The following is a 24,355-nucleotide window of genomic DNA, read 5'->3' on the forward strand; positions in this document are numbered from 1 at the left end:
CGCTCTCACTGCGTCAGCAGGGCGGTCGCGCTCCAGGCCCTGCCACCCGGGCGGCGGGGATCTGGCTGCGGCAGCCAGGCAAGTGGGCGCATCACGAGCGGCAAGCGATGCATCCGGCGAGCGGCTAGATACAGCGCTTCCACGTCGACGGTGCGCCAGCCGAGGTTTTCGAAGTAGGCCAGCCCGTTCTCGGGCGCGAACTTGAACGGCGCGTTCTGCAACATGCCCGCCATCTTCTTGTTCATCATCTTCTTCAAACCGGGCCCGGCGAAGTCGAGCATCCACCAGTGGACCTCGGGCCGCTTGATTGCCGCGGAAAGGGCTGTCACGTCAGCGTCTTCCAGATACATCAACAGGCCTTCGGTGAGCACCAACGCCTTGGTCGCGCCGTCGAGCGCCTCGTTCAGGAAGGCATCCCGGGCCTGCGGGTCGGCAAGGTCGACGGCGGCCCGCGTCAACCGGCAGCGCGGTACCTGGTCGGCCAGCACTTCCGTCTTTTCGGAGAGCAGCTTCGGCAGATCCGCCTCCACCCAGACGAAGTCGGGCGGAAGGTCGAGCCGATACGGCCGGGTGTCCAACCCGGCGGCCAGATTCAGCACCCGGTCGCAACCGTCGGCGATCGCTTCGGCGATGGCGTCATCGATGATCTTGGTCCGGGCGACCAGCCACCAACCATTGCGGGTCGTGCGGGGCACGTTGTCGACGATCGCGCGGCCGTGGTCACCGGCGAGAAGCCCGGCGAGCGGGTCGCTGAACAACGCGTCGGGACGGGCCGATTCGGTCGCCCGGTGCAACGCCGTCCAGCGGGCCGTATCCGAAACATGGGTGATCGTGTGCGCTGGGCCTGACATACGTGCGTTATAGCAGCCTCGTCGCCGCCCTACTGACCTGCCCCGTCCGTGCAGCTTGCGCGCGAGAGTGCGACTACCGACGGTCTCTCTCGGGCGGTTTCACGCGGTGGATGCACGGTGGGTGGTTTGGACAATAGTTCGTTGAGGGCTTCGGCGGGTGTATTCCAGTCCAGGGTTTGGCGTGGTCGTCCGTTGAGTTCGGCGGCGACGTAGTCCAGGTAGCCGGCGCCATAGACCGATAGGTCGGTGCCTTTCGGAAAGTATTGGCGCAAAAGCCCATTGGTGTTCTCGTTGCTACCGCGTTGCCACGGCGAGTGTGGATCGCAGAAGTAGATATCCAAGTCAGTGGCGTCAGCGATGGCGAGGTGGTTGGTCAACTCCTTGCCCTGGTCCCAGGTCAACGAGCGGCGTAGATGGTCGGGCAACTCGGCCATTTTGGCCACGATGGCGTTTTGCACCGCCAGGGCGCCGTGGTCATCGGGCAGGTGCAAGAGCATGACAAAACGGGTGGTGCGCTCAACCAGAGTGCCAATCGCGGACCCCGATTTGGTGCTGCCCAGGATCAGGTCGCCTTCCCAGTGACCGGGGACGGCACGGTCGGCGACCTCGGGTGGGCGTTGGCTGATATTGACCATGTCGGGGATACGTCCGTGGCGGCGGGCCCCGGGCTGGTGCTGGGATCGGCGCACCGCGCGTTTGGTCCGCAGGCACCGATGCAGCTCGCGGCGCAACGAGCCGCGGCCCTGAACGTAAATGGCCTGGTAAATGGCCTCGTGGGACACCCGCATCTCCGGATCATCAGGGAAGTCGCGGCGCAGCCGCGCGGCTATCTGAGTTGGGCTATGCAACTGTTTTAACCGAGTCTGCACTTCGGCGTGCAGCCTGTCATTGATCGCGAGCTTGCGGGTCTTGGGGCGCCGCGCCCGATCAGCGGCACGGTCATGCGCCGACACGGCCAGATAGCGCACGCTCGCGGTCTTGCCGCTTTGGCGGGCCCCGAACGCCTCTTTGCGCCGATACCCCGATTTGCAGCCCGTATGGCGGTTACGCAACTCGCAGTTGCTGTCGATCTCACGCTTAATCGTCGATGCTGGCCGGCCCAACCGGCGCCCGATCGAGCGCAAAGATTCCTGGGCATGCACACCGGCCTGGATCTCGATGCGTTCCTGCAAGCTCAACCGCGGCCGGGGACCGCAGATATTCGGTGTCCTGAAACGGGGTTTCACCCCGCCAGCCTCACGGAACCACTGCCGACCCGTGCCTTGCGACACGCCGACGGCCACGCCCGCCGAGCCCGGATCAAGGCCCCGCCGAACACATTCCCAAAACACCGGAACCCGCGACCGCAACGTCCCATTGGCCATCGCAACACTCCTCACTCAGAAGATGTGTTGCATCCATCCCTTGAAATCAAGTCGAAAAACGTGTCGGCAGTTGCACTCTCGCGCGTCGGATAGCCGGCGGCGGGGTCTGACAGGGGTCTAGAGCTGGGCCCAGACCGACTTCGTCTTCAGGTAGATCTCCAGGCCCTCTTTACCGAACTCGTGACCCCAGCCGGACTGCTTGTAGCCGCCGAACGGCACATCGTGGTCGAAGACCAGCTGGCAGTTGACCTGAACGCTGCCGGCCTGCAACCGCCTCATGATCCGGTGGGCCCGACCGAGGTTCTCCGTCCACGCGGTGGCCGCCAGGCCGTAGGTGGTGTCGTTGGCCAGGGCCACGGCCTCGTCTTCGTCGTCGAACGGCAGGATGGTGACCACCGGCCCGAAGATCTCCTGCTGGTACAGCCGCATGCTCGTGCCGACGTTGGTGAGGACCGTCGGGTGGACGAAGTAGCCCTTGCGGTCCAGGCGGTGGCCGCCGGTGACCACCTCCACGCCGTCCTGCTTGCCCTCGTCGATGAAGCCCATGACCCGGTTCAGCTGCTTCTGGCTGATCAGCGGGCCACTGACGCAGCCCTCCTCGCTGGGGGCGCCCAGCTTGAACGAATTCGCCATCATCGCAACGCCTTCCACGACCCGGTCGTAGACGCCGCGCTGGGCGAAGATGCGTGACCCGCACACGCAGCCCTGGCCGGAGTGCACGAAGATGCCCAGCGACGCCATCATGATGGCGTTGTCGAGGTTGGCGTCGTCGAAGATCAGCACCGGCGATTTCCCGCCCAGTTCCAGCGTGACCTTCTTCAGGTTGTCCGCCGAGGCCCGCACGATCTCCTTGCCGACCTCGGTCGAGCCGGTGAAGGCGACCTTCTGGACGTCGGGGTGTGCGGTGATCGCGGCGCCCGCGGTGTGGCCGTAACCGGTCAGCAGGTTGACGACGCCCTCGGGCACGCCGGCCTCGTGAATGAGCCTGTCCAACAGCACCGCCGACAGCGGCGTCTCCTCGGCGGGCTTGACGAGCAGGCTGCCGCCCGCGGCCAGGGCCGGCGCGAGCTTCGCGCTGGCATTGAAGATCGGGCCGTTCCACGGGAAGATCAGGCCCACCACGCTGTAGGGCTCTTTGAGCGTGTAGGCGTGCATGTTGACGTAGTTGTCGGTGGCGATGCCGTCGGTCTTCACGTCGTAGGCGACGCCGTTGATCTTCGAACACCAACCGGCGTAGTAGCGGAAGAACTCCGAACAGGTGGACATCTGTAACTGGGCCTGCATCAACGGCATTCCCGTGTTCAGGGAGTCGAGTTGGGCGAACTCCTCGGCGTGTTCGTCGATCAAATCCCCGATCCGCCACAAGACCTTGGCCCGCTCGCGGCCGGGAAGCTCGGACCAGACACCCGACTCGAACGACTCCTTCGCCCGCGCGGCGGCGTCGTTGACCGCTTCCTGCCCGCAGTCGGTGAATTCGGTGATCGTCTCTTCGGTCGCGGGATCGATGACCGTGATGACGTCCCCCGTTCCGGGGCGCTTTCGAATGTCGTCCAGTACCGCCTGCACCGTCATCTGATCCCTTTCGTCTTGCCAGTCGTCGCACCAGCGCCGAATGCGCTCAGTGCTGAGCACTTGCTTAGCATTCTGCACACGGCTGGTCAAGCATTCGCAGGCGGATGGCCTCAGCGCAGTTCTTGGATGCGAATGAGGTTGCCCGCGGGATCGCGGACGGCGCAGTCGCGAAGGCCGTACGGCTGGTCGGTGGGCTCCTGGACGATGTCGACATCGTTGTCCTGCAGGCGTTCGAAGGTGCCGTCCAGGTCCTTGGTGGCCAGCAGCAGCATGGCGTAGCTGCCCTTGGCCATCATCTCGGCGATGGAGCGGCGCTCGTCGTCGGTGAGGCCCGGGTTGGCGGCGGGGGGGTTCAAGACGATGGAGGTGTCCGGCTGGTTCGGCGGGCCGACCGTGATCCAGCGCATCGTGCCCTTGCCGACGTCGAGGCGGACTTCGAAGCCGAGGACGTCGCGATAGAAGGCGAGCGACGATTCCGGATCGTCATGGGGAAGGAAGCTCGAGTGAATGGTGATGTTCATGCGGTCAGGCTAGGCCCGGTGCGACGGCGGCTGCTTCTCGATTCCTGATCGGTCTCGTCACCTGTTTTTCCACGCATGGAGGTATGCCGGCCAGCGCATCCGCCGACTGCCGGCGGTAGGTGCTGGGCGGCACACCGACCAAATCGGTGAATCGGCTGCTGAAGGTGCCCAATGACGAGCAGCCGACCGCGAAGCACACCTCGGTGACGCTCAGATCGCCGCGGCGAAGCAGCGCCATCGCGCGCTCGATGCGCCGCGTCATCAAGTAGGAGTACGGCGATTCGCCGTAGGCAGACCGGAATTCGCGGCTGAGGTGGCCGGCGGACATGTGCGCGTCACGTGCCAGCGCTTCGACGTTCAACGGTTGCGTGTAGTCCCGGTCGATGCGGTCCCGGACGCGACGCAACAGCGCCAGGGTCCGCAGCCGCTGCGCCGTCGCGTCCGATCTGCCGGTCACTCGTTCGATGCTGCCACCCCGGGCCGCAAATCGCCTAAACCCGTGCGTCTCTGACCGTGCGTCGAACCTTCAGGCTGTCGTGGCGCTGCGCCATGCCAGCGGGTTGAGCCCGCGGTAGGGATCCTTTTCCCGCAACCGAAGCAGTTCGGCCAGTAGGGTTTCCAGTCGCCGTCGAGTCCGCTCTTTTACGATGTCCACCCACTGCTGGTTCTCGACACCGAGCGGTGTCGTGGTGTCGATCGGGGCGCCGAACCGCAAATACATCCGCTGCGGCCGCGGGATGAGGGTGGGGCCAATCCCCCGCACCAACGGCATCGCCATGTCCGGTCGGCCATTCAGTCGTCGAGTCAGCGCCGCACTGAACTTCGCGTACGCGCTGTCGCGTGTGGTCCAACTGCGATAGACGTCGTCGCCCCCGACCAGCCCGACCGGCACGATCGGGTAGCCGTTCTCCACCGAAACGCGGGCGAATCCGGAGCGTCCTTGCCAACGCAGCGCGTACTCCTCGCCCTTGAATTTCGCGATCTCGCGTCCGCCGCCGGGAAACACCAGGATGGTTTCGTCGTGGCGCATCAGTTCGCGGACAGTCTCGGGTGCGCCGATGACGCCGCCGAACGCCGCCATCAGGTCGGCGGGCAGCCCCCGCAGCCGCCCGAAATTCCGGTCAGCCAGCGGCCGCACCCGCGTTCCGATGCTGCGGCGCACCGTGTCTGGGATCAGAAAGACCTCGGAGCCGAACTGAGTGTGGTTACCCACCAACAGGAATCGCCCGTCGGGCGGCAGATTCTCCAGGCCGTCGACGTACGGCCGGGACAGGTCCAGAACGGGTTGCAGCCGGTTGGTCACCACATCGAGCACCCGGCGCAGCGACCGGACGCGCCCACTGGGTTCCATGATGCCAACCAGATCAACGTCGTCACTCATGGTCGGCGGGGCCGTCCGGACGCGAGAACACGACGATGCTCGCCGGCATCCCGAGTCGGCGCGGCGAGGTCAGGACCTCGACCCGTATCCCCGGGGCGGCGGCGTGGCCAAGGGTCTCGAGCGCCGATGTGCTGTATGCCCGCAACGCGCTGATGAACCCGTCGTGCAACGTCGGTGGTATCCAGGACCACGGCAATAGCGCGAGGTTCACCGGCAACGCCATCACCGGAAACAGCAAGGTAGCCAACGGCGTTCGCCTCTTGAGGTCAATGACCAAGAACCGCTTCCCGACCCGGGTGGCCTCGGCGATGGCGCGACAGGCGATCGCCGGCGGCAAGTGGTGAAACGCCATCGCAAACACCACCAGGTCATAGCTGTCGTCCGGGGCGTCAATGGCGGTTGCGTCGATCACCTCGGCGTGCGCCCGAGGGTGAGCGCCGAGCTCACTCGCGTTGATGTTGGCGACCGAGGTGGAGTCCACATCGGAGACGGTGACCGTAGCCGTGGGGTGCAGTTCGAGGAGCTTGGCGGACAGCTTGCCGTGACCCGCGCCCAGCTCGAGGACGCGTGGGTTGGGGATGTCGCCGACAACGTCCAGGGCGATCCGGGCGAAAGTTTCGTGCTGGTTGGTCAGGGTGCCGATGCGATCCAGCATCCCGATGACCTTCTGCTTGACCTCGTCGGCGATGTCGTCGCGGTCGAGGTACTCCAGCGCATCGGTCTCGAACCGACGATCCAGCCACGACGCATCAGGGCCGCCCCGCGGCATCGTCGCAATAGCGGTCTGGTCGAGCGTCTTGGCCGTGCCCATCACAACGTCTCCTTCACGATTTACCTTGTGCTCCCACCACCCTAACAAACGAACCAGTTCGTCCGCCTATGATGACCGTGTGAGGACGACCACTGAGCTGCGCGGCGAAATTCTCGCCGCTGCCCGAGCGGAATTCGCGCAGTACGGATTGGCGGGCGCGCGCATCGATCGCATCGCGCGGGCCGCGAGCGCGAGCAAGGAACGCCTGTACGCGCACTTCGGCGACAAGGAAACGCTCTTTCGCGGCGTGGTAGCCGCCGACGGCGCGGAGTTCTTCCGCGCGGTGGAGTTGCGTCCCGATGCCGTGCCCGAGTTCGTCGGTGACATCTTCGATCTCGCCCAGAACAGGCCGGAGCATCTGCGGATGATCACCTGGGCGCAGCTGGAGGGCTTTCCCCTCGACAAGCCGGAGTTCGAGGGCGAATCCCCACCCGATACGGCCATCGCCGCGCTGGAACAGGCCCGGCTCGACGGCCACGTCGACCCGTGGTGGGACCCTCGCCAACTGCTGGTACTGCTGTTCGGAATCGGGCTCTCCTGGGCCCACTGGCCCGACCCCGACGCGGCGACCACGGACGCGGACGTCATCGCAGAGCGGCGCGCGGCCGCGGTGGAGGCGGCTGCCCGCATCGTCAGCGCGCGAGCTTAGCCCGGTCGTCGACGAATTTGCCGTCGAATAGTATTGTGCTGCAACGTATTAGACGCCGACAAGTTCAGGGTGGAACTTGGCCGCCATGCGCCGAATTCCGTCCTGCCAGTCGACCGTGGTGCCGCCGATGAGCTCGTGCATCCGGTCGATGGTGGTCGGGTTGCCGCGTAGCGCTTGCTCGTTCGCCTCGAAGATCGGCTCCTTGCCGACCAGGGAGCCGAGGTAGTCACACCACTCCTGCAGGCTGACGGTCTGGTCACCACACCAGTTGACGGTGGTCGCCGGGACCGACGCGACCTCCAGCAGCTTGGGGATGGTGGCGATGATGTCGTCCTCGTGAATCGGGTTGTAGCGGGCGGGCTCACCGGGCGGGACCGGGATCGGGATGCCCGCCAGCATCATCTCCATGTGGTAGAACGGCCACCCGCCGTTGTCGCCGTAGGGGACGTTGAGCCGGGCGATCGTGGTGGGCAGCCCGATGACCCGCGCCACCGAACGGGCGACCACCTCGCCGGCGATCTTGGAGATGGAATAGGTGGGAAACAGCGGCTTGTGGTTGTCGCCCAGGGCGGAGCGCTCGCTGCGCGGGGCGTCGTCCGGCGGGTCGTACACGGCGGCCGACGAACAATGCAGGAAGGCCTTCGCCTCGCGGCAGTGGGCCATGAGCAGGCCGACCGACTCCGCGTTGGCCGCCAGGTCCTTGTCCCAACTGCCGCTCTTGGCCACCGCCAAGTTGAGGACGTAATCGAAATCCGTTGGCAGACCGGAGAAGTCGCCGGCGGCCAAATTCACCGCCTCGCAACGAATTCCGGCCACCTCCAGGGCTTCTCGCGCGGCGGGATCGGTGAAGCGGGCGATTCCCCACACTTCGTTGTCGGCCGCGAGCGCCCGGGCGATGGGGGTGGCGATTTGACCGGTCGGACCGGTGATCAGGATCTTGGAGCCGCGCATGGGCGCAATGCTAGCGAGGAGCTGATTGGCCGTCAGTGGATCCGTCAACGTTCGCCGGCGAATCACAGCCCGGGCTGGTCGTCGATGATGCCCAGCCATATCTGCGCGACGTCGATGGCCACCTTCTCACTGATGAAGGCGTGCTGGGTTCCGGTGTAGATGTCACGGAAGGCGCGTTCCAGCCGGCTGCCCTCCCGGATCGAGCTGGTCCCCGCGACCAGGTGGGCCCACTCGGCGCAGCCTCGGGCGGTGTCGGTGGCGTAGACGGCGGCCACTCGCATGTCGGCGCGCAGGGCCGGCGTGAGCTCCTCCCCCGACGCCACCGCCGCCTCGGCGGTGGTGAACGCGTCGAGCACCAGCAGGCGGGCCGCTCGCCAGGCCGCTCGGTGGTGCGCCAGTCCCTTCTGGAAGGTCGGGCGGCTGGCCAGCGACGCCATGTCGCTCATCCGGAATTTCGTCGCGGCCAGCTCTTGCACGTCGTCGAGCATGCTCTTGGCCACCCCCAGCGCCCACGAGGCGTGCCCGGCGGCGCTGACGGGCATCAGGCCCATCCGGGTGGCCGGCGACGTGCCCCGGTACGGGCGCCGCGTGAACAGTTCGAACGTGCGGCCGGCGGGGACGAACACGTCGGTGGCGCTGTAGTCGTAGGAACCGGTTCCCTTGAGCCCCTGGACAAACCAGCCGTCGTCGAAGCTGATCTCGGACCGGGGAATGATGGCAACCCGCATCTCGGGGAAACCCTCACTGATCCAGCGCATCTCGCCGTTGTCCGTCGGAAGGAATCCGGCCGCAACGTATTGCGAGTGCCCGATCCCCGAACCGAAGTTCCACGCCCCGGTGACGAGGTAACCGCCGTCGACGGCCGACCCCTGCCCATTGGGAAAGAACTGACCGCCCATGGTGACGCGGTTGTCGTGGGCGGTGAACACTTCGGCGAAGCCCTCGTCCGGCAAGTACGCGGCGGCCGCGAAGGACGACGGCAGATTGGCGATCCCCACCCAGCCGAACGAGCCGTCCTGCCAAGCCATTTCGATCCAGGTTTCGATCATCTCGGTGAAGGACGGCTCGACGCCGCCGGCCACGACCGGGTTGAACGCGGACATCAGCCCGCTGGCCCACATCTCGTCGACGATCGCCGGAGTCAGGGTGCGCAAGCGTTCGGATTCGGCGGCCTGGGCAGCCACCAGCTCGCGCATACCGCGCGCCAGCGAAACGACCCGGTTTTCGGTGTCGGCGATCGACGTCATGAGGGTGACCGTATCAACCAGCCGACGCACGACGAATGAAAATCGCGTGTCACGCCGCGTCGCTTACCGTGTATTCGTGCGCTGGATCGTTGACGGCATGAACGTGATCGGGAGCCGGCCCGACGGCTGGTGGAAGGATCGCAACGGCGCGATGGTCGCGTTGGTGCAGCGCCTGGACCGATGGGCAGCCACCCAAGGAGACGGGGTGACCGTGGTGTTCGAACGTCCGCCCGCGACCGCCCTCACCTCATCGGCGGTCGACATAGCCCACGCCCCCAGGGCCGCCGCGAACTCGGCCGACGACGAGATCGTCCGGCTCGTCGCGGCCGACGCCCACCCGCACGACATTCGCGTCGTGACATCCGACCGAACCCTGGCCGAGCGAGTGCGAAGCCTGGGCGCGTCCGTCCATCGGTCGGAGAGCTTTCGCGACCTCGTCGACCCGCGCGGCCGATGAGTACCGCCGGCGGAGCCCCAGCGCCCAACCGGGTCTGCACGCTCGCGGGCATCGACATCCCGATCATTCAGGCGCCGATGACCTACATCGCCGGCGCCCAGCTGGCCGCGGCGGTATCGAACGCCGGGGGCCTCGGCATCATCGAGACCACCTCAGATCAAGGTCGAGCCGACCTGCGGCGCGTGCGCGACCTGACCGACGGCGCCGTCGGCGCCAACATCGCCCTGCTCTTCAACCGTGATCCCGCCATGCTGGATCTGCTTGTCGCCAACGACATTCGGTTCGTGACCACCTCGGCCGGGGACCCCTCGCTGTTCACCGATCGGCTGCACGACGCGGGCATCACGGTCTTCCACGTGGTGGGTACCCTGGCCGCGGCGCGCAAGGCCGTCGACGCCGGCGTGGACGGGCTCGTGGTCGAAGGCGTCGAGGGCGGCGGATTCAAGAACCGCTTCGGTGCCTCCACCATGGTGCTGCTGCCCTTGGTGGCGGCCCACGTCGACGTCCCGATCGTGGCCGCCGGCGGGATCTGCGACGCCCGGTCGATGGCGGCCGCCTTCGTCCTCGGCGCCGAAGCGGTGCAGATGGGCACGCGGTTACTCGCCTCGGCGGACTCCCCCGTGCACGGCAACCTCAAGCGAGCGGTCGTCGAGGCCGACGAGACGGGCACGGTCCTGCTCCCCCTCGACGGCAAACGAATGATGCGCGTCATCCGCACGCCCGCCGCCGAGCGGCTGGACACCGCGACGTCGGCCGGCGAGGGCGCGGCGGCGCTACAACGGGTGCAGCGGCTCTACTTCGAGGGCGACCTGGACGCCAGCGTCGCCAACACCGGCCAGGTGGCCGGCCGTATCCACGACCTGCCCCCGGCCGCCGACATCATCGATCAGATGTGGAAAGGCTGCCGCGAGGCGCTGGCCACCACCGCCGACCGCCTCGGGACGGTCGGCAGCGAGGCCGGCGCCTAGCTGTCCGGCGAGATCAGCCCGCCGCGGCCAGCGCCGCGTCGTAGTTGGGCTCCTGCGCGATCTCGGGCACCAATTCGGTGTAGGCGACATTGCCGTCGGCGCCGATCACCACGATCGCCCGCGCGAGCAGCCCGGCCATCGGGCCGTCGGCGATGGTGACGCCGTAATCCTCGCCGAAGCTGTCCCGGAACGCCGACGCGGTCTTGACGTTCTCGATGCCCTCGGCGCCACAGAAACGCGCCTGCGCGAACGGCAGATCCTTCGAGACGTTCACCACGGTCGCCCCGCCCCCGGCGGCGCGCTCGTTGAAAGTCCGCACGCTCGTCGCGCAGACCGGGGTATCCACGGACGGAAAGATGTTGAGCACCACGGGCTTACCGCCGAACTGCTCACTGCTGACCGGCGCCAGATCGCCGCCCGTCAGGCTGAAGCCGGGGGCTTTGGATCCGACGGCAGGTAGCTCGCCGACTGTGTTGATCGGGTTTCCACGCAACGTTATCTGTGCCATGCGCACAGTCTGCCAACACCGCCCCGGACGCCCCGGGGCAGGGTGGGGCGCAGCCTTTCGTGTCCTAATTGGTGGGATACATGGCGTAGACGACGCACCCCGCTGTGTCCAACACTGGGTTCATGCCTCGCAAGGTGGTCATCGCCGGTTACCCCGGCGTGCAGGCGCTCGACGTGATCGGGCCGCACGACGTGTTCACGACCGCATCGCTGTTGACGGGCGGAAGCTACGACGTCACCGTCGCCTCGGTCGACGGCCAACCGGTGTCGACGGCCACCGGGCTGGCCCTCGTCGCGACGCCGTTGCCGGACCCGGGCGAGCCGATCGACACGGTCGTGCTGCCCGGCGGCGCGGGCGTCGACGCGGCGCGGGCCGATGCCGAGCTGGTGGCCTGGGTCAAGGCCGTCGCCGGACATGCCCGCCGCATGGTGACGGTGTGCACCGGCGCGTTCCTTGCCGCCGAGGCGGGTCTGCTCGACGGGCAGCGCGTGACCACGCACTGGGCCTTCGCCGAACGTCTGGCGAGCGAGTTTCCCGCCATCGACGTCGACGCCGACCCGATCTTCGTCCGCACCTCGGACACCGTATGGACCGCCGCGGGGGTCACCGCGGGAATCGACCTCGCCCTGGCGCTGATCGAGGAGGACCACGGCACCGAGGTCGCCCAGACGGTGGCTCGCTGGCTGGTGCTGTATCTGCGCCGGCCCGGCGGACAGACGCAGTTCGCGGCGCCGGTGTGGATGCCGCGGGCCAGGCGCGACTCGATTCGCGAGGTGCAGGAGACGATCGAGGCCGAACCGGGCGGCCCGCACACCGTCGACGATCTGGCCCGCCGGGCCGCGATGAGCCCGCGCCACTTCACCCGGGTGTTCACGGCCGAGATCGGTGAGGCGCCCGGCCAATACGTCGAGCGCATCCGCACCGAAGCCGCGCGCCGACAGTTGGAGGAGACCGACGACACCGTCGTCGCGATCGCCGCCCGATGCGGCTTCGGTACCGCGGAGACGATGCGCCGCAATTTCCTTCGCCGCGTGGGCATTTCGCCCGACCAGTACCGCAAGGCCTTCGCTTAGCCGGAAAGGACGACACCAATGACCCAGATCGCCATCGTGGCCTATCCAGGATTCACCGCGCTGGACATGATCGGCCCCTACGAGGTGTTGCGCAACCTCCCGGGCGCCGACGTGCGGTTCGTCTGGCACGACGCCGGGCCGATCACCGCCGACTCCGGCGTGCTGGTCATCGGCGCCACGCACTCGCTGGCCGAAACGCCTTCTCCCGACGTGATTCTCGTCCCGGGAGGCCCCTCGACCCCGGTCCATGCGCGCGACGACGCGCTGCTCGACTGGCTGCGCCGCGCGCACCGCACCGCGAGCTGGACGGCGTCGGTGTGTTCGGGCTCGGTGATCCTGGCGGCCGCGGGGCTATTGCAGGGCCGGCGGGCGACGTCGCACTGGCTGACGATTCCCGCGCTGAAAGCCTTCGGCGCCGTTCCGGTGGGAGACGAGCGAATCGTGCACGAGGGCAACGTCGTCACCAGCGCGGGCGTGTCCGCCGGACTCGACCTCGCGCTGTGGCTGGCCGGACAGATCGGCGGCGAAAGCCGCGCCAAGGCAATCCAACTCGCGCTGGAATACGACCCGCAACCACCGTTCGACTCGGGCCACATGTCGAAGGCGTCGGCGACCACCAAGGCCGCGGCGACCGCGCTGCTGTCCAAGGACAGCGTGAAGCCGGCCAACGTGAAGGCCACGACCTTGCTGGCCTGGGAGCAGGCGCTGGGCAAGGTCCGGTCGCGGCGCCGGCGGCGCGTCGCCCCGGTGGTCGCGCGCTAACACCAACGCCGAGTGTGCGATTCACGACGCGACACGCTGGTGATGCGTCGCAGACCGCACGCTCGGGTCGGCCTAGTTAGGCGTTGGGCTGCAGGATCTCGGTCGTGGCGAGCTTCCCGCCGGCCTGCATCCAGGCCGCGACGACGCGGGGTGCGTCACGGTCGGGGTTGTAGATGTCCTCCTCGCTGGAGAACAGACCGTCGCCGGCGTAGACCAGCCGGGTCCAGTTGGGGAACCAGAACGGTTCGCCGTCCGGATCGGTGGGGTGGTCCAGCAGGTTCTTGATCATGACGACGACGGCGTCGTTGTCCTCGTCGTGCGCGATCCAGTCGTTGGGGAAGCGCATGTGCGGAAACGGCGCCATCACCGCGACGATCCAGTCCCGCACCGCCTCGCGCCCGTGGAAGACGCCGTAGTGATGCTCGGTGTAGACGACATCTTCGGTGAACAGATCCGCGAACGGGCGCCAGTCGCCCGACGCGCTGCACCCTTCGACGACCTTGGTGTAGTTCTCGACGGCTTCGTCGATTTCTGCCCTGGTGAATTTGCCCATAGCGGACACACTAGAACGTGTTTCGGTTTTGGGTTGCCGGTTGCGAATAGGGTTATCGAATGAACGTGTGGGACCTGTTCGACTTGCGCGGCAAGCGCGCGTTGGTGACCGGCGCGTCCAGCGGCATCGGCAAGCAGGTGGCACAGGCGTATCTGCAAGCCGGCGCCCAGGTCGCCCTTGCGGCACGGAATTTCGAAGCCTTGCAACGCATCGCCGGCGAGCTGTCCGCAGACGGAGAAGGCAACGTGGTGCCGATCCGTTGTGACGTCACGCAACCGGACCAGGTGGGCACCATGGTGGACCGGGTGATCGCGGAGTTGGGCGGCATCGACATCGCCGTGTGCAACGCCGGGATCATCGCCGTCACCCCGATGCTGGAGATGTCACCGGAAGAATTCCAGCGCATCCAGGACACCAACGTGACCGGAGTCTTTCTCACCGCGCAGGCGGCGGCCCGGGCGATGGTCCGGCAGGGACACGGTGGCGCCATCATCACCACCGCCTCGATGTCGGGCCACATCATCAACGTGCCGCAGCAGGTCGGCCACTACTGCGCCTCCAAGGCGGCCGTCATCCATCTGACCAAGGCGATGGCCGTCGAATTCGCGCCCCACAACATTCGGGTCAACAGCGTCAGCCCCGGCTACATCCTCACCGAACTCGTCGAGCCCCTCGAGGAGTATCACCGCCTGTGGGAGCCCAAGATTCCGCTGGGCCGCATCGGCCGGCCTGAGGAACTCATCGGCCTCTACCTGTATCTGGCCAGCGAGGCGTCCAGCTACATGACCGGTTCGGACCTCGTGATCGACGGCGGGTACAGCTGCCCGTAACGGGACGTCAGCGCTCGATCTCGCCGGAGATCCCGCGTTCGATGTTCGCCCGTGCGCCCGACGGCAGCACCAAGAGGCCGTCGAGTTCGTTACGGGCCACCTCGTAGGCGCGCTGACGTTCGTGCGCCGCCGCCGCGGGGTCGGCCGCCACCCGAAGCAGGCTCTGCGCGCGGGCGATCCGTTGCTGATCCGCCCGGGAAAAGTCGTTGCGGCGTCGGCGCATCGCCTCGGCCTCCGCGGCGTTGAACGCGGTCGCGTAATCCTCGACGGCGGCCATGTATTGCGCGGCGGCTTCCCGATCGTCGAGGAGATCTTCGGCCTTGACGGGCCGCAGGAAGTCGGCGCGGAGTTTGGCTTTGTGGAACGCGACCGTCAGCGCATCGCGCATGTCGGTCATGAGCGGAAAGTCCAGGAGCTTTGCGACGTCGAGTTCGTACTCGAGCCAACGATCATCGGTGCGGCTGTGTTCGTCGAGGACGCGCCGGATCGCGCGCCATTGGGCCGCGTGGTTGTTCGCTGCGGCTGGGCCGGCGGGCGCGTCGGGCAGCGGTGTCCGCTCGGATTCCCGCGCCCGCTCGTCGGCGCGCCGCCGGTAGGCGCCGAACGCACGCACCGCGGCCACGATCGCGCCCGTCAGCGGCAGGATGAGGATCAGCAGCTCCGCCAATCGGAATAGCAAGCCCACATGGCCAGGATGCCATCAGGACGGTCGGTGTCCGGCCTGCTCCGCCGCCGCGCGAATCCGATCAGTGGGCGCCCAGGCCGCCACCGAGGTATTCGGCGCGGCATGCGCGACGGGCGAGCTTGCCGCTGGTCGTCCGTGGGATGGCCCCCGCCGGTAAGAGGCGCACGTCCGCGACGGTCAGACCGTGGCGCTGCGAGACCGCTTCACGAATCGCCCCGATCGCCGGCTGTGGGTCCTGACGGCTGGTGCCGGCGGCGCGTTCGGCGACGACGACGAGCCGGTCGACGGCCGGGTCCTCCTGGGCCGGTACGGAAAACGCCGTCACGTATCCGCGCCGAACCATCGGGGACGCCTCCGCGACGGTGGCCTCGATATCGTGCGGATAGTGGTTGCGGCCCTCGATCGTGATGAGGTCCGCCATCCGCCCCGTCACGTACAGCTCGCCGTCGAGGTACACGCCCAAATCGCCGGTGCGCAGCCATGGGCGTTCGAGGTCGGCGCCCTCAGCGTGGCTGCCATCGGTGCGTCGCGATCGCAGTGCGGCGCCGAACGCCAGCCGGGTCTCTTCGGGGAGTCCCCAGTATCCGCGACCAATGTTGTTGCCCTGCAACCAGATTTCACCCACCTCGCCGTCCGGCAATTCGGCGGCGCTGCCGGGGTCGACGATCACGGCCCATTCGCTGCGTGCCACCTGCCCGCATGACACCTGAGCGACGGCGTTGGGGGCGTCCGCGGGCACGCGCACCGCGTGCCCGGCGCCCAGCTGTTCGCGGTCGAAGTACACCGCCGTCGCCTCGGCCACCGGCGCGATGGTCGCGACGAGCAACGTTCCCTCGGCGATGCCGTAGGACGGATTGAACGCGGTGCGGGGCAACCCGTATGGCGCGAACGCCTTGTTGAACGTCCTGATCGCGTCGATGCTGACGGGCTCGGAGCCGATGATCATCACCACGTTGCGCAGGTCGATGTCCTCGCCGCCGGTGGGCAGGCCGCGCTGCGCCGCCCACTCGTAGGCGAAGTTCGGCGCCGCGGTGACGACATTGCCCTGCCGCGAGCCGTCGGACAATGCCTGGATCCACCGCAGCGGCCGGCGGACGAACGCGGCTGGAGACATCAGGGTGGAATGGCCGCCGTAGACGGCCGGAAAGCCGATCATCGACAAACCCATGTCGTGGTAGAGCGGTAACCAGCTGACGCCGTGAGTGTTTCGGTCCAGCAGGTCGATCGACAGAATCATCTGCACCAGGTTGGTGCCGACCGCGCGGTGGGTGATCTCGACGCCGACCGGCGGCCGGGTGGAGCCCGACGTGTACTGCAGGTGCGACACATCGTCCATGCCGAGCTCGGTCGCCACGAACGACTCACCCGCCGAGTCGGGAATCCGGTCGATGGCGATCACCTGCGGCCGGCCCAGGTGCGGGTGACCGGCTAAGAATCCCGCGACCGCGCCTTCCGCGGCGGTGGTGGTGAGCAGGACCGTGGGCTTCGAGTCGCGCAACGCGGTATCGAGGCGCTCGGCATGCCCGGGCAATTCCGGGGCGAACAGCGGCACCGCGATGGTTCCCGCCTTGACCGCCGCGTAGAAGCCGGCGACGTAGTCGATGCCCTGCGGCGCGAGGACCGCAACGCGCTCACCACGGCTCGCGACTTGTTGGATGCGCGCGCCGATGGCTTCCAGCCGCACGCCGAACCGGGTCCACGTCACCTCTTCGGCTTTGCCATTCCCCTGGCCGCTGTAGTCGAGGTAACGATAGGCCACGGCGTCACCGACGTTGGCGATGTTGCGGTCGATCAGCGATATCAGGTTGACGCCGGGCGGCAGCGCGATATTTCCGTCGCCGTCCAGGCAGTCCTCGATTCGAAGCAGCCCGGGGACACCGGCGTCATGCCGGGAGCCGTGATCCATGGGTGCCAGTCTAGGCAAGCCGTTTCCGCGGTCCCTGCGCCGACGAAGCGGGCAAACGCCAAGCGACGCGGCCGCATTCGCTCATTCCGTGAGGTGTAGGTGGCCCCCGAGCCGGGGGTTCGGCGGGTGGGCGGTAGCCTACCGGCGAGCGCAGTCCAGGGCCATCGAGGGCCGTAGCGTTTGCTATCACCAGGAGTTGTCATGTCGGGCCGCAAGTTCTCCTTCGAAATCACCCGTACCAGCAGCGCGCCCGCCGCGACGCTGTTTCGGCTCGTCGCCGATGGCGCCAACTGGTCGCAGTGGGCCAAGCCGATCGTTTTGCGCTCGAGTTGGGCCCGCCAGGGCGATCCCGCGCCGGGTGGGATCGGGGCCATCCGCAAGGTGGGCATGTGGCCCGTCTTCGTGCAGGAGGAGACCGTCGCGTACGAGCCGGACCGCCGCCACGCCTACAAGCTGGTGGGACCGCCGACCCCGGCCCAGGACTACGCCGGCGAGGTGGTCTTCACGCCGAATGCGGCCGGCGGCACGGACATCCGGTGGACCGGCTCATTCACCGAGGGCGTTCGCGGAACGGGACCGGTGATGCGCGCCGCGATGGGCGGGGCGGTCCGATTCTTCGCCGGCCGCTTGGTCAAGGCCGCCGAACGCGAGTCGAACACCGGGCGGTAGCAGTCCGCGAAATACGCGATACGCGAAGCACACTCGCGAGGATGGTCGCGGCTGTGCGCCGCTACTTGGAGCCGACCTCGTCCTGATACTTCTTGGTCATGTGCGCGACGGCGTCGAGCTGTGACTGCGCGAGGCTCTCCCGGGCCTGCCCGGCGCGCGCCGCGGCGTCCAGCGTCGGCTGCGCCTGGCCCTGGAAGTGCGGCATCACTTCGGCGGCGAACAATTCGGCGGACCGTTTGGTGGCGGCGGGGTTCGCCCACTCGTGACCCATCTGCAGCATGCAACCGAACCCGCCGGACTGGTCCCACAGCCGCTGCACCTGCTCGCGGGCCCGCTCGGGCGTGCCGATCACGCCGGCCCCGTTGTCGTTGATCACGTCGATCATCTCGTCGAGCTGTTCTCCCGGCATCGTCATCTGCGGGAAGGCGGCCACCTTCTGGAAGTACCGGAACCACGGCTCGATGCCGAACTTGACCTCTTCGCGGGCCTGCTTTTCGGTCTCGGCGAGATGGAACAGGCCGACCAGGCTCCAGTTCTTGCGGTCGACCTGCGCGCCGAAGGTCGCCGCCCGCTCCTCGACGATGTCCCAGTGGTAGGACAGCGCGTTGAAGCCCTCGACGGTCAAGGTCGCCCCGATGGACAGCAGGCCGATGCCATGCTTGCCGGCCAGCCGCGCGCCCGTCGGCGAGGCGACCGCGGCCACCGACAGCGGGATCCCGCCGTCGGAGTACGGGGCAAGCTGCAACCGGGCATCGAACAGCTGGTGGGTCGCCGTTTTGGCACTCACCGTCTCCCCCGCGAGCAGCCGGACGACGATGTCGAGGTTCGTTTCCAGCAGCTCCCGCGTGTCGGTGGGGGTGAGACCGATCATGGACGAGTCGCTGGGCAGCGAGCCCGGCCCGACGCCGCCGATGATGCGGCCGTGCGTGAGATGGTCCAGCAGCATCAGTCGGTCCGCGACCCACAGCGGATTGTGGTACGACAGCGAAATGACCCCGGTGCCGAACCGGATTCGCTTCGCACGTTCGGCGGCGGCGGCGATGAAGATCTCCGGGGAGCTGATGATTTCGCTTCCGGCCGAGTGGTGCTCGCCCATCCAGACTTCGTCAAAGCCGAGGGCGTCGAGGTGCTCGATGAACTCGAGATCGCGTTGCAGGGCCAGCGTCGGATTGGTGCCCGCGCGATGGAAGGGGGCGATGAAATATCCAAACCTGAGCTTGCCCATGGGATCCCTTTTGCAGTCGAGTCCCCCGAACCATAGCTCAAAGGACGCTGCGGGAAGCCGGAAGAAATAAGCCCAGAGTTATCAGCCGGTGGGGCCAGGTAACCATGACCCCACCGGCTAGGGCAACAAGCCTGGGACTTCGAACTAGAACGGGCTCAACGACAGTGGCTGATCACGGGTAGCCGCCGCAGACGTTGCCGACGCACCCGCCGCCACCGCCCGGGCCACCGCCGCCACCGCCGACGCCGGGGATGCTGCCGCCGCCGCCACCGGGGCCGCCGCCACCGGTCGGGCCACCGGGGACGCTGCCGCCGCCGCCACCGGGACCGCCGCCACCGGTCGGGCCACCGGGGATGCTGCCGCCGCCGCCACCGGGGCCCCCGCCGCCGGTCGGGCCGCCGGGCACATTGCCACCACCGCCGCCGGGACCACCCTCACCGGGTGTCGTGGAGGGCGCGACGCTCGAAGACGGCGTGGTCGTCGGGGTGGTCGTGCTGCTTGGCCCTTCTTTGTGCCCGCCGCCGCAGCCGACCGCCAGTACGAGCATGGCCGCGCCGCCGAAAAGGGCGACCGTTGTCCTCGGTCCAGATCCCATCAGATCCCCCAATCTCCACGTGCGCCACGTCGCGGCGCCCACTGTTTCTTACCCCGGGGCGTGGGCGCGCAAACTACTTCCGGCGCCGAGATTGCGATGCGCGACGGTGGCCGTCACGCGGGCGAGCGGGCATCGTCGGGGAAAAGAGCGGGTTAGCGATTCACGGGCGGAGCCGTAGTGGCACAAGGGAATGTGCCAACGCGGGGCACCATCGAGGCTTTGAAGCCGATGGCCCATCTCGGGCCTATGGACCATCGGCGAAACAAATCGTATCTGTGTCCGGCGCTTGCCGTGGGCGAAATGTCTTACTCGCAAATTAGAAAATTTCTTATATTCACTAAGTAGACCGTCCTCGGAGCGAACTCAGGCGGCCGCGAAAGGCCGTGACCAGGGCCGCGGCTGCATCGCGGCTACCCCTCCTTGGTGATCAGCTTGCGCAGCGCCACGCGATCGGGCTTGAGCAGTTCGGCGATGCGGGGCTGGTTCACCTCGGCGACGATGATCTCGCCGACCTCCTGGTAGACCTCGCTGAAGATACCGTGGGACTTCATCTTCGAGGTCTGATAGAGGTTGTCCTCGGTCGGCGTCACGTAGATCACCCCGTCGGCCTTGAAGCGGTGCACCAGCCAGAGGTGAATCAAGGTCATCAGCCGCTTTTGCCGGAGCTTCTCCGCGAAGGTGTTCTGGTCGCGCACCTGCAGGATGCTGCGGCCGTGCCGGTCCTTGATCGGATCGACGACCACGTTGGCCAGCTGCTCGTCGCCGTTGCCGTAGATGCCGAGTTCGAGCACGTCCGAGCCGGCCCGGCGGGGCCGCAGTTGCACCCGCAGTTTCTCGCCGAGGTCGTAGTTTTCGCTCCACATCGCCAGCCACTCCTCGAGCAGCTTCTTGGGCACCTCGGTCTGCACCAGGTGCTGGTGCTGGGTCGAGCCCTCGCCCATCGACTTGGTGGTGGCGGTGCGCCCCGAGGATGCCGTCAGCGCGGCGTCGCTGCGCGGCCCCCCGACCAGGGTTTGCGGTGTGCGGTAAGGGGATTCGACCAGGCGCATCTTGCGCTGCAGCCGGGCCAGCGCCAGCATGCCGTCCTGTTGCAGCGAGGTGGCGAACTCCTCGGCGGCGACGCCGTCGATCTGGTGTCCGCCGTAGGTGATGAAGTTGAAGACGAAACCCATCTTGCCCAGTTCCTCGGGGAACTGCTTCATCTGCTCGTCGGTCATGCCGGTGGTGTCCCAGTTGAACGACGGGGACAGGTTGTAGGCCAGCATCTGGCCGGGGAACTTGGCGTGGATGGCGTCGGCGAACTGCCGGGCGTCGTCCAAGTCGGCGGTCTTGGTCTCCATCCAGAGAATGTCGGCGAACGGCGCGGCCGCCAGCGATTTGGCGATGGCGTACGGGATGCCGCCACGGATCTGGTAGTAACCCTCGGGCGTCTTCGACAGTTCGCAGTCCCAACCGGGGTCGACACCCAACTCCTTCGCCTTGGCCTTGGCGGAGTACAGCGAGGCAGTCGCCGCGAAAGCCCGCCATTCGTCGGCGCTCATCTCGGCCGGTTCGCCCTCGCTGGCGGCGAACGCGAGCACATCGGCGACGGCCTCGCCGTAGGTCATCAGGCCGGCGTCGTCCTCCCAGGCGGCCACGAACCGCGACTCGACTTGGTCGAACAGGTCGTCGATCGATTGTTGACCGTTCTCGCGCCAGGCGTTGACGGCGTCGGAGATCACGCCCTGGATCCCTTGGCGCTCAAGCCATGCGGCGGCCTCCGCGTACTCGCCTTCGGGCAGCGCGTAAAGCAGGTGCCCGTTGAGATCCTTGACGCCCAACTCGTAGAAGCGACGCACCAACGCCAGGAAGCACGACTTGTACGAAGGAATCTTGAGGTTGGTGGCGCCGAGCAGGAACGGCTGATCGCGCTCGTCGGCCCGGCTGTCCAGCAGGTTGGCGGCCTCGGCGTCGGTGCGCGCGACGATGATGCCCGGCACCTTCATGATGTCGAGCTGGAAGCGCGCGGTATTGAGGCGTTTGATTTGTTCGTCGGATGGCACCAAGACCTTTCCGCCCTGGTGGCCGCACTTCTTGGTGCCGGGGCGCTGGTCCTCGATGTGGTAGCCGGGCACGCCGACCTCGACGAACCGGCGGATCAGGTTGCGTACGTGCGGGTCACCGCCGTGGCCGGTGTCCGCGTCGGCGATGATGAACGGCCGGTAGTCGTAGGTCGTGGCCGCGGCGCGCTGCTTCTCGCTCATCTGCAGGCGCTGGTACTGCTGGTTGCGGTCGGCGGTGAGCAGGGCGCGCACCAGCACCGCGGCGTCGTCGGGCACCTGGCTCAGCGGATAGCTGGCCAGGTCGGGTCCGGGATCTTCGGTGGTGGAGCCCTTGGCCGAGGTGGCCCAGCCGCCCAGATAGATCCCCTCGATGCCCATCCGCTTCATCGCCACCGCCTGGCCGGGCGAGTACGGGCCGAACGTCGTGATGCTCTTCTTCTGGGCGAACAGCTCGCGCAACCGCTCATAGAAGGCCGCCGCCGCGTCGCGTGCCACGGTGTAGTCGGTCGGGATGGTCCCGCGCTGCTCGGCTACCTGGCGGGCGGTATAGAGGCGGGTGATCCGGGAGAAGCGCGGATCGTCGAAGTATTGCTGCGTGGCAGCGACCTCGTCGTCGAACGTGGCAGCGACCTCGTCGTCGAACGACGCCCGGACTTGCGTGTCCTTATCGATGATCGCCATGTCTTACGCCCCTCTCCGGCACGACTCCACTGAACGTGAGTCTATCCCCGCGAACGGCAGTTCAATCAGGAGTCGAAAGATCGGGCCAAAACAGTCGTGAAACGCTTGGGACACAACATGTTTCAGTTCACTATCGCTCAAGGCTGGGCCGCCGCGCGGCCAGCCAGTCCCGCTGACGACGGACGAATGCCGCATCGACGACCTTGCCGTGGCCCGGGACGTAGATGGCGTCGGGGCCACCGACCGCGAGCAGCCGGTCGAGGGTGGCCGGCCACGCCGCCACGTCGGAATCGGCGTCGATCGCGGGGTCGGCGGACTCCTCGACCAGATCACCGGTGAACACCACCACCCGCTCGCCGGCGTTGGTCGCCGGCGCGAGGACCACCAGGTCCGAGGCGGTGTGGCCGCGCCCGAGGTATGAGATCGTCACCGTCCGGTCCCCCAGATCGACCGAGGCGTCATAGACGCCGCGGGGCGGAGGGCGTAACGCGGCGATCGCCGCGTCCACCTCGGCGGCGTCGGCACCGTGACGCAGCGCGTCCGCGCGGATCTGGTCGGTCGACGACGTGAGGTGCCCGACCACCTCGGGCGCGCAAAATATCTCCGCCTGCCCGAACAGCGAGGAGCCCAGGGCGTGGTCGAAGTGCTTGTGCGTCAAGACGATATGGCTCACCGGTCGCCCGGCAAGCCGACGGACGTCGGCGTCGATCGCGGCCGCTTCGGTCAGCGTGGTGCCCGTGTCGATGAGTAACGTTGCCGCGCGGCCGCACACCAGACCGATCGTGACATCGCAGAACGGGAGCCGGCAGCGATGCACACCGCCGGTCAGCGTTTCCCAGGCGAAATGCACACCCCGGAAGGTAACGCCCGGGGCTTGCCTCCGGGCGCTGACGCGGTCGGTTTCGAGCGTCATCGCACCGGCTATCTCCCCGACATGGCTATCACCGATTCCCGCGAAGTCGTCATCGAAGCGACGCCGGACGAAATCCTGGATGTGCTGTTCGACCTCGAGTCGTTGACCGAATGGTCGTCGGCGCACAAAAAGGTCGAGGTGCTCGAGCGCGACGACCAGAACCACCCGATTAGATCCAGACAGGTGGTCAAACTCGTCGGCGTCAGCGATGAACAGGAGCTCGCCTACACCGTTCACGACGATGGCGTCGGCTGGACCCTGGTCAGCTCCAAACAACAACGCGCTCAGGAGGGGCGGTACACGTTGACGCCCGACGGGGACTCGACCCGGGTCCGCTTCGATCTCACCGTCGACCTGGTGGCACCCGTTCCCGGATTTCTGGTCAAGAAGGGCGCCAAGAGCCTGATGGACACGGCCACCGAGGGATTGCGCAAGCGGGTACTCGAAGTCGAGAAGCGCGGTAAGTAACGCGTGCGTCGCCGCGAAACGGGTGCTTCCGCAGCGCGACCGGGCGGGTCAGACTGTCTTCATGGACACGACTCCGGTGTTTCGTCGAATCGCAGCGCTCATGGGCGGGGCGACGCTGCTGGGGACGCTGGCCGGCTGCGGCTCCGCTGGGGATAGCCCTCCGACGTCGTCTCCGGCGCCGAAGGTCACGACGCTCGGGAAGACGGCGCCCAACGCGCCCGTGGGTGGGCCACTGACGATCAGCAGTCCGGCCTTCGCCGACGGCGCGCCGATTCCGGTGCAGTACACGTGTAAAGGCGCCGACATCGCACCGCCGTTGGCGTGGTCGGCCCCGCTGGGTGCGGCCCTCGTCGTCGATGACCCCGACGCCCCGGCCGGGTTGTACGTCCACTGGGTGGTGATCGGAATCGCGCCCGGGGCCGGCAGCACGGCCGAGGGCCAGACCCCGGCCGGCGCCATCACCCTGCCGAATACGTCCGGCCAGTCGGCGTATCAGGGTCCCTGTCCCCCGGCCGGAACCGGCACGCACCGTTATCGGTTCACGCTGTATCAGCTTCCCAACGACTACCGGCTGCCCGGCGGCCTGGCCGGCGTGCAGGCCGCGCAGGCGATCGCCGGCGCCGCGACCGCCCAGGCCCAGCTCGTGGGGGCGTTCGGCGGCTGATCCGTCCTC

25 protein-coding genes and 1 pseudogene are annotated in these 24,355 nt (G+C 67.5%); 9 read left to right on the forward strand and 17 right to left on the reverse strand.

Annotation, left to right across the window (positions count from 1 at the left end; all coding sequences use genetic code 11):
* Positions 1-5: 5 nt before the first annotated feature.
* The 7 genes and pseudogenes from AC0KTM_RS10355 to AC0KTM_RS10385 all read right to left on the reverse strand — a co-directional run bounded on the left by AC0KTM_RS10355 (position 6) and on the right by AC0KTM_RS10385 (position 6,500).
* Positions 6-851, reverse strand: a complete 846-nt coding sequence (locus AC0KTM_RS10355; RefSeq protein ID WP_472415516.1) for a class I SAM-dependent methyltransferase — start codon at positions 849-851, stop codon at positions 6-8.
* Between the two features lie 128 nt (positions 852-979).
* Positions 980-2,215: pseudogene (locus tag AC0KTM_RS10360) on the reverse strand (IS30 family transposase); the annotation flags it as partial.
* 117 nt (positions 2,216-2,332) lie between these two features.
* Positions 2,333-3,787: an aldehyde dehydrogenase family protein gene (locus AC0KTM_RS10365; protein ID WP_238957281.1), complete on the reverse strand. Its 1,455-nt coding sequence runs from the start codon at positions 3,785-3,787 to the stop codon at positions 2,333-2,335.
* Between the two features lie 110 nt (positions 3,788-3,897).
* On the reverse strand, positions 3,898-4,308 hold the full coding sequence (locus AC0KTM_RS10370) for a VOC family protein (protein ID WP_238955824.1): 411 nt from the start codon (positions 4,306-4,308) through the stop codon (positions 3,898-3,900).
* Between the two features lie 4 nt (positions 4,309-4,312).
* On the reverse strand, positions 4,313-4,765 hold the full coding sequence (locus AC0KTM_RS10375) for a helix-turn-helix transcriptional regulator (RefSeq protein ID WP_238955825.1): 453 nt from the start codon (positions 4,763-4,765) through the stop codon (positions 4,313-4,315).
* A gap of 69 nt (positions 4,766-4,834) precedes the next feature.
* The gene (locus AC0KTM_RS10380; RefSeq protein ID WP_238955826.1) at positions 4,835-5,689 is read right to left on the reverse strand and encodes a lysophospholipid acyltransferase family protein; all 855 of its coding nucleotides are present in this window, start codon (positions 5,687-5,689) and stop codon (positions 4,835-4,837) included.
* Positions 5,682-6,500, reverse strand: coding sequence for a class I SAM-dependent methyltransferase (locus AC0KTM_RS10385; protein WP_225329273.1), 819 nt, complete (start codon positions 6,498-6,500; stop codon positions 5,682-5,684). Before AC0KTM_RS10385 ends, AC0KTM_RS10380 begins: the two co-directional genes overlap by 8 nt.
* 79 nt (positions 6,501-6,579) lie before the next feature.
* Between AC0KTM_RS10385 and AC0KTM_RS10390 the strand changes: the two genes are divergently transcribed.
* Positions 6,580-7,149 (forward strand): TetR/AcrR family transcriptional regulator, encoded by a 570-nt coding sequence (locus tag AC0KTM_RS10390; protein WP_225329272.1) that lies wholly within the window; start codon positions 6,580-6,582, stop codon positions 7,147-7,149.
* Between the two features lie 48 nt (positions 7,150-7,197).
* Here the strand turns inward: AC0KTM_RS10390 and AC0KTM_RS10395 are convergent, their stop codons facing one another.
* Both AC0KTM_RS10395 and AC0KTM_RS10400 read right to left on the reverse strand, forming a co-directional pair.
* Positions 7,198-8,100, reverse strand: a complete 903-nt coding sequence (locus tag AC0KTM_RS10395; protein WP_472415517.1) for an NAD-dependent epimerase/dehydratase family protein — start codon at positions 8,098-8,100, stop codon at positions 7,198-7,200.
* 62 nt (positions 8,101-8,162) lie between these two features.
* Positions 8,163-9,347, reverse strand: a complete 1,185-nt coding sequence (locus AC0KTM_RS10400; RefSeq protein ID WP_238955827.1) for an acyl-CoA dehydrogenase family protein — start codon at positions 9,345-9,347, stop codon at positions 8,163-8,165.
* Between the two features lie 76 nt (positions 9,348-9,423).
* Between AC0KTM_RS10400 and AC0KTM_RS10405 the strand changes: the two genes are divergently transcribed.
* Together AC0KTM_RS10405 and AC0KTM_RS10410 are read left to right on the forward strand one after the other, a co-directional pair.
* Positions 9,424-9,804: an NYN domain-containing protein gene (locus tag AC0KTM_RS10405; protein ID WP_238955828.1), complete on the forward strand. Its 381-nt coding sequence runs from the start codon at positions 9,424-9,426 to the stop codon at positions 9,802-9,804.
* A complete protein-coding gene (locus AC0KTM_RS10410) occupies positions 9,801-10,772 on the forward strand; it encodes an NAD(P)H-dependent flavin oxidoreductase (protein ID WP_275254119.1) in 972 nt (323 codons plus the stop codon). The genes AC0KTM_RS10405 and AC0KTM_RS10410 overlap by 4 nt, the downstream gene beginning before the upstream one ends.
* A gap of 13 nt (positions 10,773-10,785) precedes the next feature.
* Here the strand turns inward: AC0KTM_RS10410 and tpx are convergent, their stop codons facing one another.
* Positions 10,786-11,280: a thiol peroxidase gene (gene tpx / locus AC0KTM_RS10415; RefSeq protein WP_238955829.1), complete on the reverse strand. Its 495-nt coding sequence runs from the start codon at positions 11,278-11,280 to the stop codon at positions 10,786-10,788.
* A 122-nt stretch (positions 11,281-11,402) separates the two neighbouring features.
* Between tpx and AC0KTM_RS10420 the strand changes: the two genes are divergently transcribed.
* Together AC0KTM_RS10420 and AC0KTM_RS10425 are read left to right on the forward strand one after the other, a co-directional pair.
* Positions 11,403-12,353, forward strand: a complete 951-nt coding sequence (locus AC0KTM_RS10420) for a GlxA family transcriptional regulator (RefSeq protein ID WP_238955830.1) — start codon at positions 11,403-11,405, stop codon at positions 12,351-12,353.
* Positions 12,354-12,371: 18 nt separating this feature from the next.
* A complete protein-coding gene (locus AC0KTM_RS10425) occupies positions 12,372-13,115 on the forward strand; it encodes a DJ-1/PfpI family protein (RefSeq protein WP_238955831.1) in 744 nt (247 codons plus the stop codon).
* Between the two features lie 76 nt (positions 13,116-13,191).
* On the opposite strand, the gene AC0KTM_RS10430 is transcribed toward AC0KTM_RS10425, so the two are convergent.
* Positions 13,192-13,668, reverse strand: a complete 477-nt coding sequence (locus AC0KTM_RS10430) for a nuclear transport factor 2 family protein (protein WP_238955832.1) — start codon at positions 13,666-13,668, stop codon at positions 13,192-13,194.
* 59 nt (positions 13,669-13,727) lie between these two features.
* Between AC0KTM_RS10430 and AC0KTM_RS10435 the strand changes: the two genes are divergently transcribed.
* The gene (locus tag AC0KTM_RS10435) at positions 13,728-14,498 is read left to right on the forward strand and encodes an SDR family oxidoreductase (protein WP_238955833.1); all 771 of its coding nucleotides are present in this window, start codon (positions 13,728-13,730) and stop codon (positions 14,496-14,498) included.
* 7 nt (positions 14,499-14,505) lie between these two features.
* Here the strand turns inward: AC0KTM_RS10435 and AC0KTM_RS10440 are convergent, their stop codons facing one another.
* Positions 14,506-15,183, reverse strand: a complete 678-nt coding sequence (locus AC0KTM_RS10440; protein WP_238955834.1) for a hypothetical protein — start codon at positions 15,181-15,183, stop codon at positions 14,506-14,508.
* A gap of 61 nt (positions 15,184-15,244) precedes the next feature.
* On the reverse strand, positions 15,245-17,089 hold the full coding sequence (locus AC0KTM_RS10445) for a fatty acyl-AMP ligase (protein WP_238955835.1): 1,845 nt from the start codon (positions 17,087-17,089) through the stop codon (positions 15,245-15,247).
* 201 nt (positions 17,090-17,290) lie between these two features.
* Here AC0KTM_RS10445 and AC0KTM_RS10450 point away from each other — a divergent pair, with 201 nt between their 5' ends.
* Positions 17,291-17,758 (forward strand): SRPBCC family protein, encoded by a 468-nt coding sequence (locus tag AC0KTM_RS10450; protein WP_225329261.1) that lies wholly within the window; start codon positions 17,291-17,293, stop codon positions 17,756-17,758.
* Between the two features lie 61 nt (positions 17,759-17,819).
* On the opposite strand, the gene AC0KTM_RS10455 is transcribed toward AC0KTM_RS10450, so the two are convergent.
* The 4 genes from AC0KTM_RS10455 to AC0KTM_RS10470 form a co-directional block, all read right to left on the reverse strand.
* Positions 17,820-18,983: an LLM class flavin-dependent oxidoreductase gene (locus AC0KTM_RS10455; protein WP_472415518.1), complete on the reverse strand. Its 1,164-nt coding sequence runs from the start codon at positions 18,981-18,983 to the stop codon at positions 17,820-17,822.
* A gap of 172 nt (positions 18,984-19,155) precedes the next feature.
* Complete coding sequence (locus AC0KTM_RS10460) at positions 19,156-19,578, reverse strand: hypothetical protein (RefSeq protein WP_472415519.1); 423 nt, start codon at positions 19,576-19,578, stop codon at positions 19,156-19,158.
* Positions 19,579-19,988: 410 nt separating this feature from the next.
* Positions 19,989-22,301 (reverse strand): isocitrate lyase ICL2, encoded by a 2,313-nt coding sequence (gene aceA, locus AC0KTM_RS10465; RefSeq protein WP_472415520.1) that lies wholly within the window; start codon positions 22,299-22,301, stop codon positions 19,989-19,991.
* A gap of 130 nt (positions 22,302-22,431) precedes the next feature.
* The gene (locus AC0KTM_RS10470) at positions 22,432-23,151 is read right to left on the reverse strand and encodes an MBL fold metallo-hydrolase (RefSeq protein ID WP_472415521.1); all 720 of its coding nucleotides are present in this window, start codon (positions 23,149-23,151) and stop codon (positions 22,432-22,434) included.
* A gap of 84 nt (positions 23,152-23,235) precedes the next feature.
* Between AC0KTM_RS10470 and AC0KTM_RS10475 the strand changes: the two genes are divergently transcribed.
* The gene (locus AC0KTM_RS10475; RefSeq protein ID WP_225329257.1) at positions 23,236-23,682 is read left to right on the forward strand and encodes an SRPBCC family protein; all 447 of its coding nucleotides are present in this window, start codon (positions 23,236-23,238) and stop codon (positions 23,680-23,682) included.
* 61 nt (positions 23,683-23,743) lie between these two features.
* A complete protein-coding gene (locus tag AC0KTM_RS10480; protein ID WP_472415522.1) occupies positions 23,744-24,346 on the forward strand; it encodes a YbhB/YbcL family Raf kinase inhibitor-like protein in 603 nt (200 codons plus the stop codon).
* The last annotated feature ends 9 nt before the right edge of the window (positions 24,347-24,355 follow it).

Source organism: Mycobacterium sp. NTMscope_Eco_3 (assembly GCF_976985685.1).

Bases quoted from the DNA above. Each gene is read 5' to 3' on its own strand.
- AC0KTM_RS10355 (WP_472415516.1), bottom strand. From the start codon at position 851: ATGTCAGGCCCAGCGCACACGATCACCCATGTTTCGGATACGGCCCGC.
- AC0KTM_RS10365 (WP_238957281.1), bottom strand. From the start codon at position 3,787: ATGACGGTGCAGGCGGTACTGGACGACATTCGAAAGCGCCCCGGAACG.
- AC0KTM_RS10370 (WP_238955824.1), bottom strand. From the start codon at position 4,308: ATGAACATCACCATTCACTCGAGCTTCCTTCCCCATGACGATCCGGAA.
- AC0KTM_RS10380 (WP_238955826.1), bottom strand. From the start codon at position 5,689: ATGAGTGACGACGTTGATCTGGTTGGCATCATGGAACCCAGTGGGCGC.
- AC0KTM_RS10385 (WP_225329273.1), bottom strand. From the start codon at position 6,500: ATGGGCACGGCCAAGACGCTCGACCAGACCGCTATTGCGACGATGCCG.
- AC0KTM_RS10395 (WP_472415517.1), bottom strand. From the start codon at position 8,100: ATGCGCGGCTCCAAGATCCTGATCACCGGTCCGACCGGTCAAATCGCC.
- AC0KTM_RS10400 (WP_238955827.1), bottom strand. From the start codon at position 9,347: ATGACGTCGATCGCCGACACCGAAAACCGGGTCGTTTCGCTGGCGCGC.
- AC0KTM_RS10410 (WP_275254119.1), top strand. From the start codon at position 9,801: ATGAGTACCGCCGGCGGAGCCCCAGCGCCCAACCGGGTCTGCACGCTC.
- tpx (WP_238955829.1), bottom strand. From the start codon at position 11,280: ATGGCACAGATAACGTTGCGTGGAAACCCGATCAACACAGTCGGCGAG.
- AC0KTM_RS10420 (WP_238955830.1), top strand. From the start codon at position 11,403: ATGCCTCGCAAGGTGGTCATCGCCGGTTACCCCGGCGTGCAGGCGCTC.
- AC0KTM_RS10425 (WP_238955831.1), top strand. From the start codon at position 12,372: ATGACCCAGATCGCCATCGTGGCCTATCCAGGATTCACCGCGCTGGAC.
- AC0KTM_RS10430 (WP_238955832.1), bottom strand. From the start codon at position 13,668: ATGGGCAAATTCACCAGGGCAGAAATCGACGAAGCCGTCGAGAACTAC.
- AC0KTM_RS10435 (WP_238955833.1), top strand. From the start codon at position 13,728: ATGAACGTGTGGGACCTGTTCGACTTGCGCGGCAAGCGCGCGTTGGTG.
- AC0KTM_RS10445 (WP_238955835.1), bottom strand. From the start codon at position 17,089: ATGGATCACGGCTCCCGGCATGACGCCGGTGTCCCCGGGCTGCTTCGA.
- AC0KTM_RS10450 (WP_225329261.1), top strand. From the start codon at position 17,291: ATGTCGGGCCGCAAGTTCTCCTTCGAAATCACCCGTACCAGCAGCGCG.
- AC0KTM_RS10455 (WP_472415518.1), bottom strand. From the start codon at position 18,983: ATGGGCAAGCTCAGGTTTGGATATTTCATCGCCCCCTTCCATCGCGCG.
- AC0KTM_RS10460 (WP_472415519.1), bottom strand. From the start codon at position 19,578: ATGGGATCTGGACCGAGGACAACGGTCGCCCTTTTCGGCGGCGCGGCC.
- aceA (WP_472415520.1), bottom strand. From the start codon at position 22,301: ATGGCGATCATCGATAAGGACACGCAAGTCCGGGCGTCGTTCGACGAC.
- AC0KTM_RS10475 (WP_225329257.1), top strand. From the start codon at position 23,236: ATGGCTATCACCGATTCCCGCGAAGTCGTCATCGAAGCGACGCCGGAC.
- AC0KTM_RS10480 (WP_472415522.1), top strand. From the start codon at position 23,744: ATGGACACGACTCCGGTGTTTCGTCGAATCGCAGCGCTCATGGGCGGG.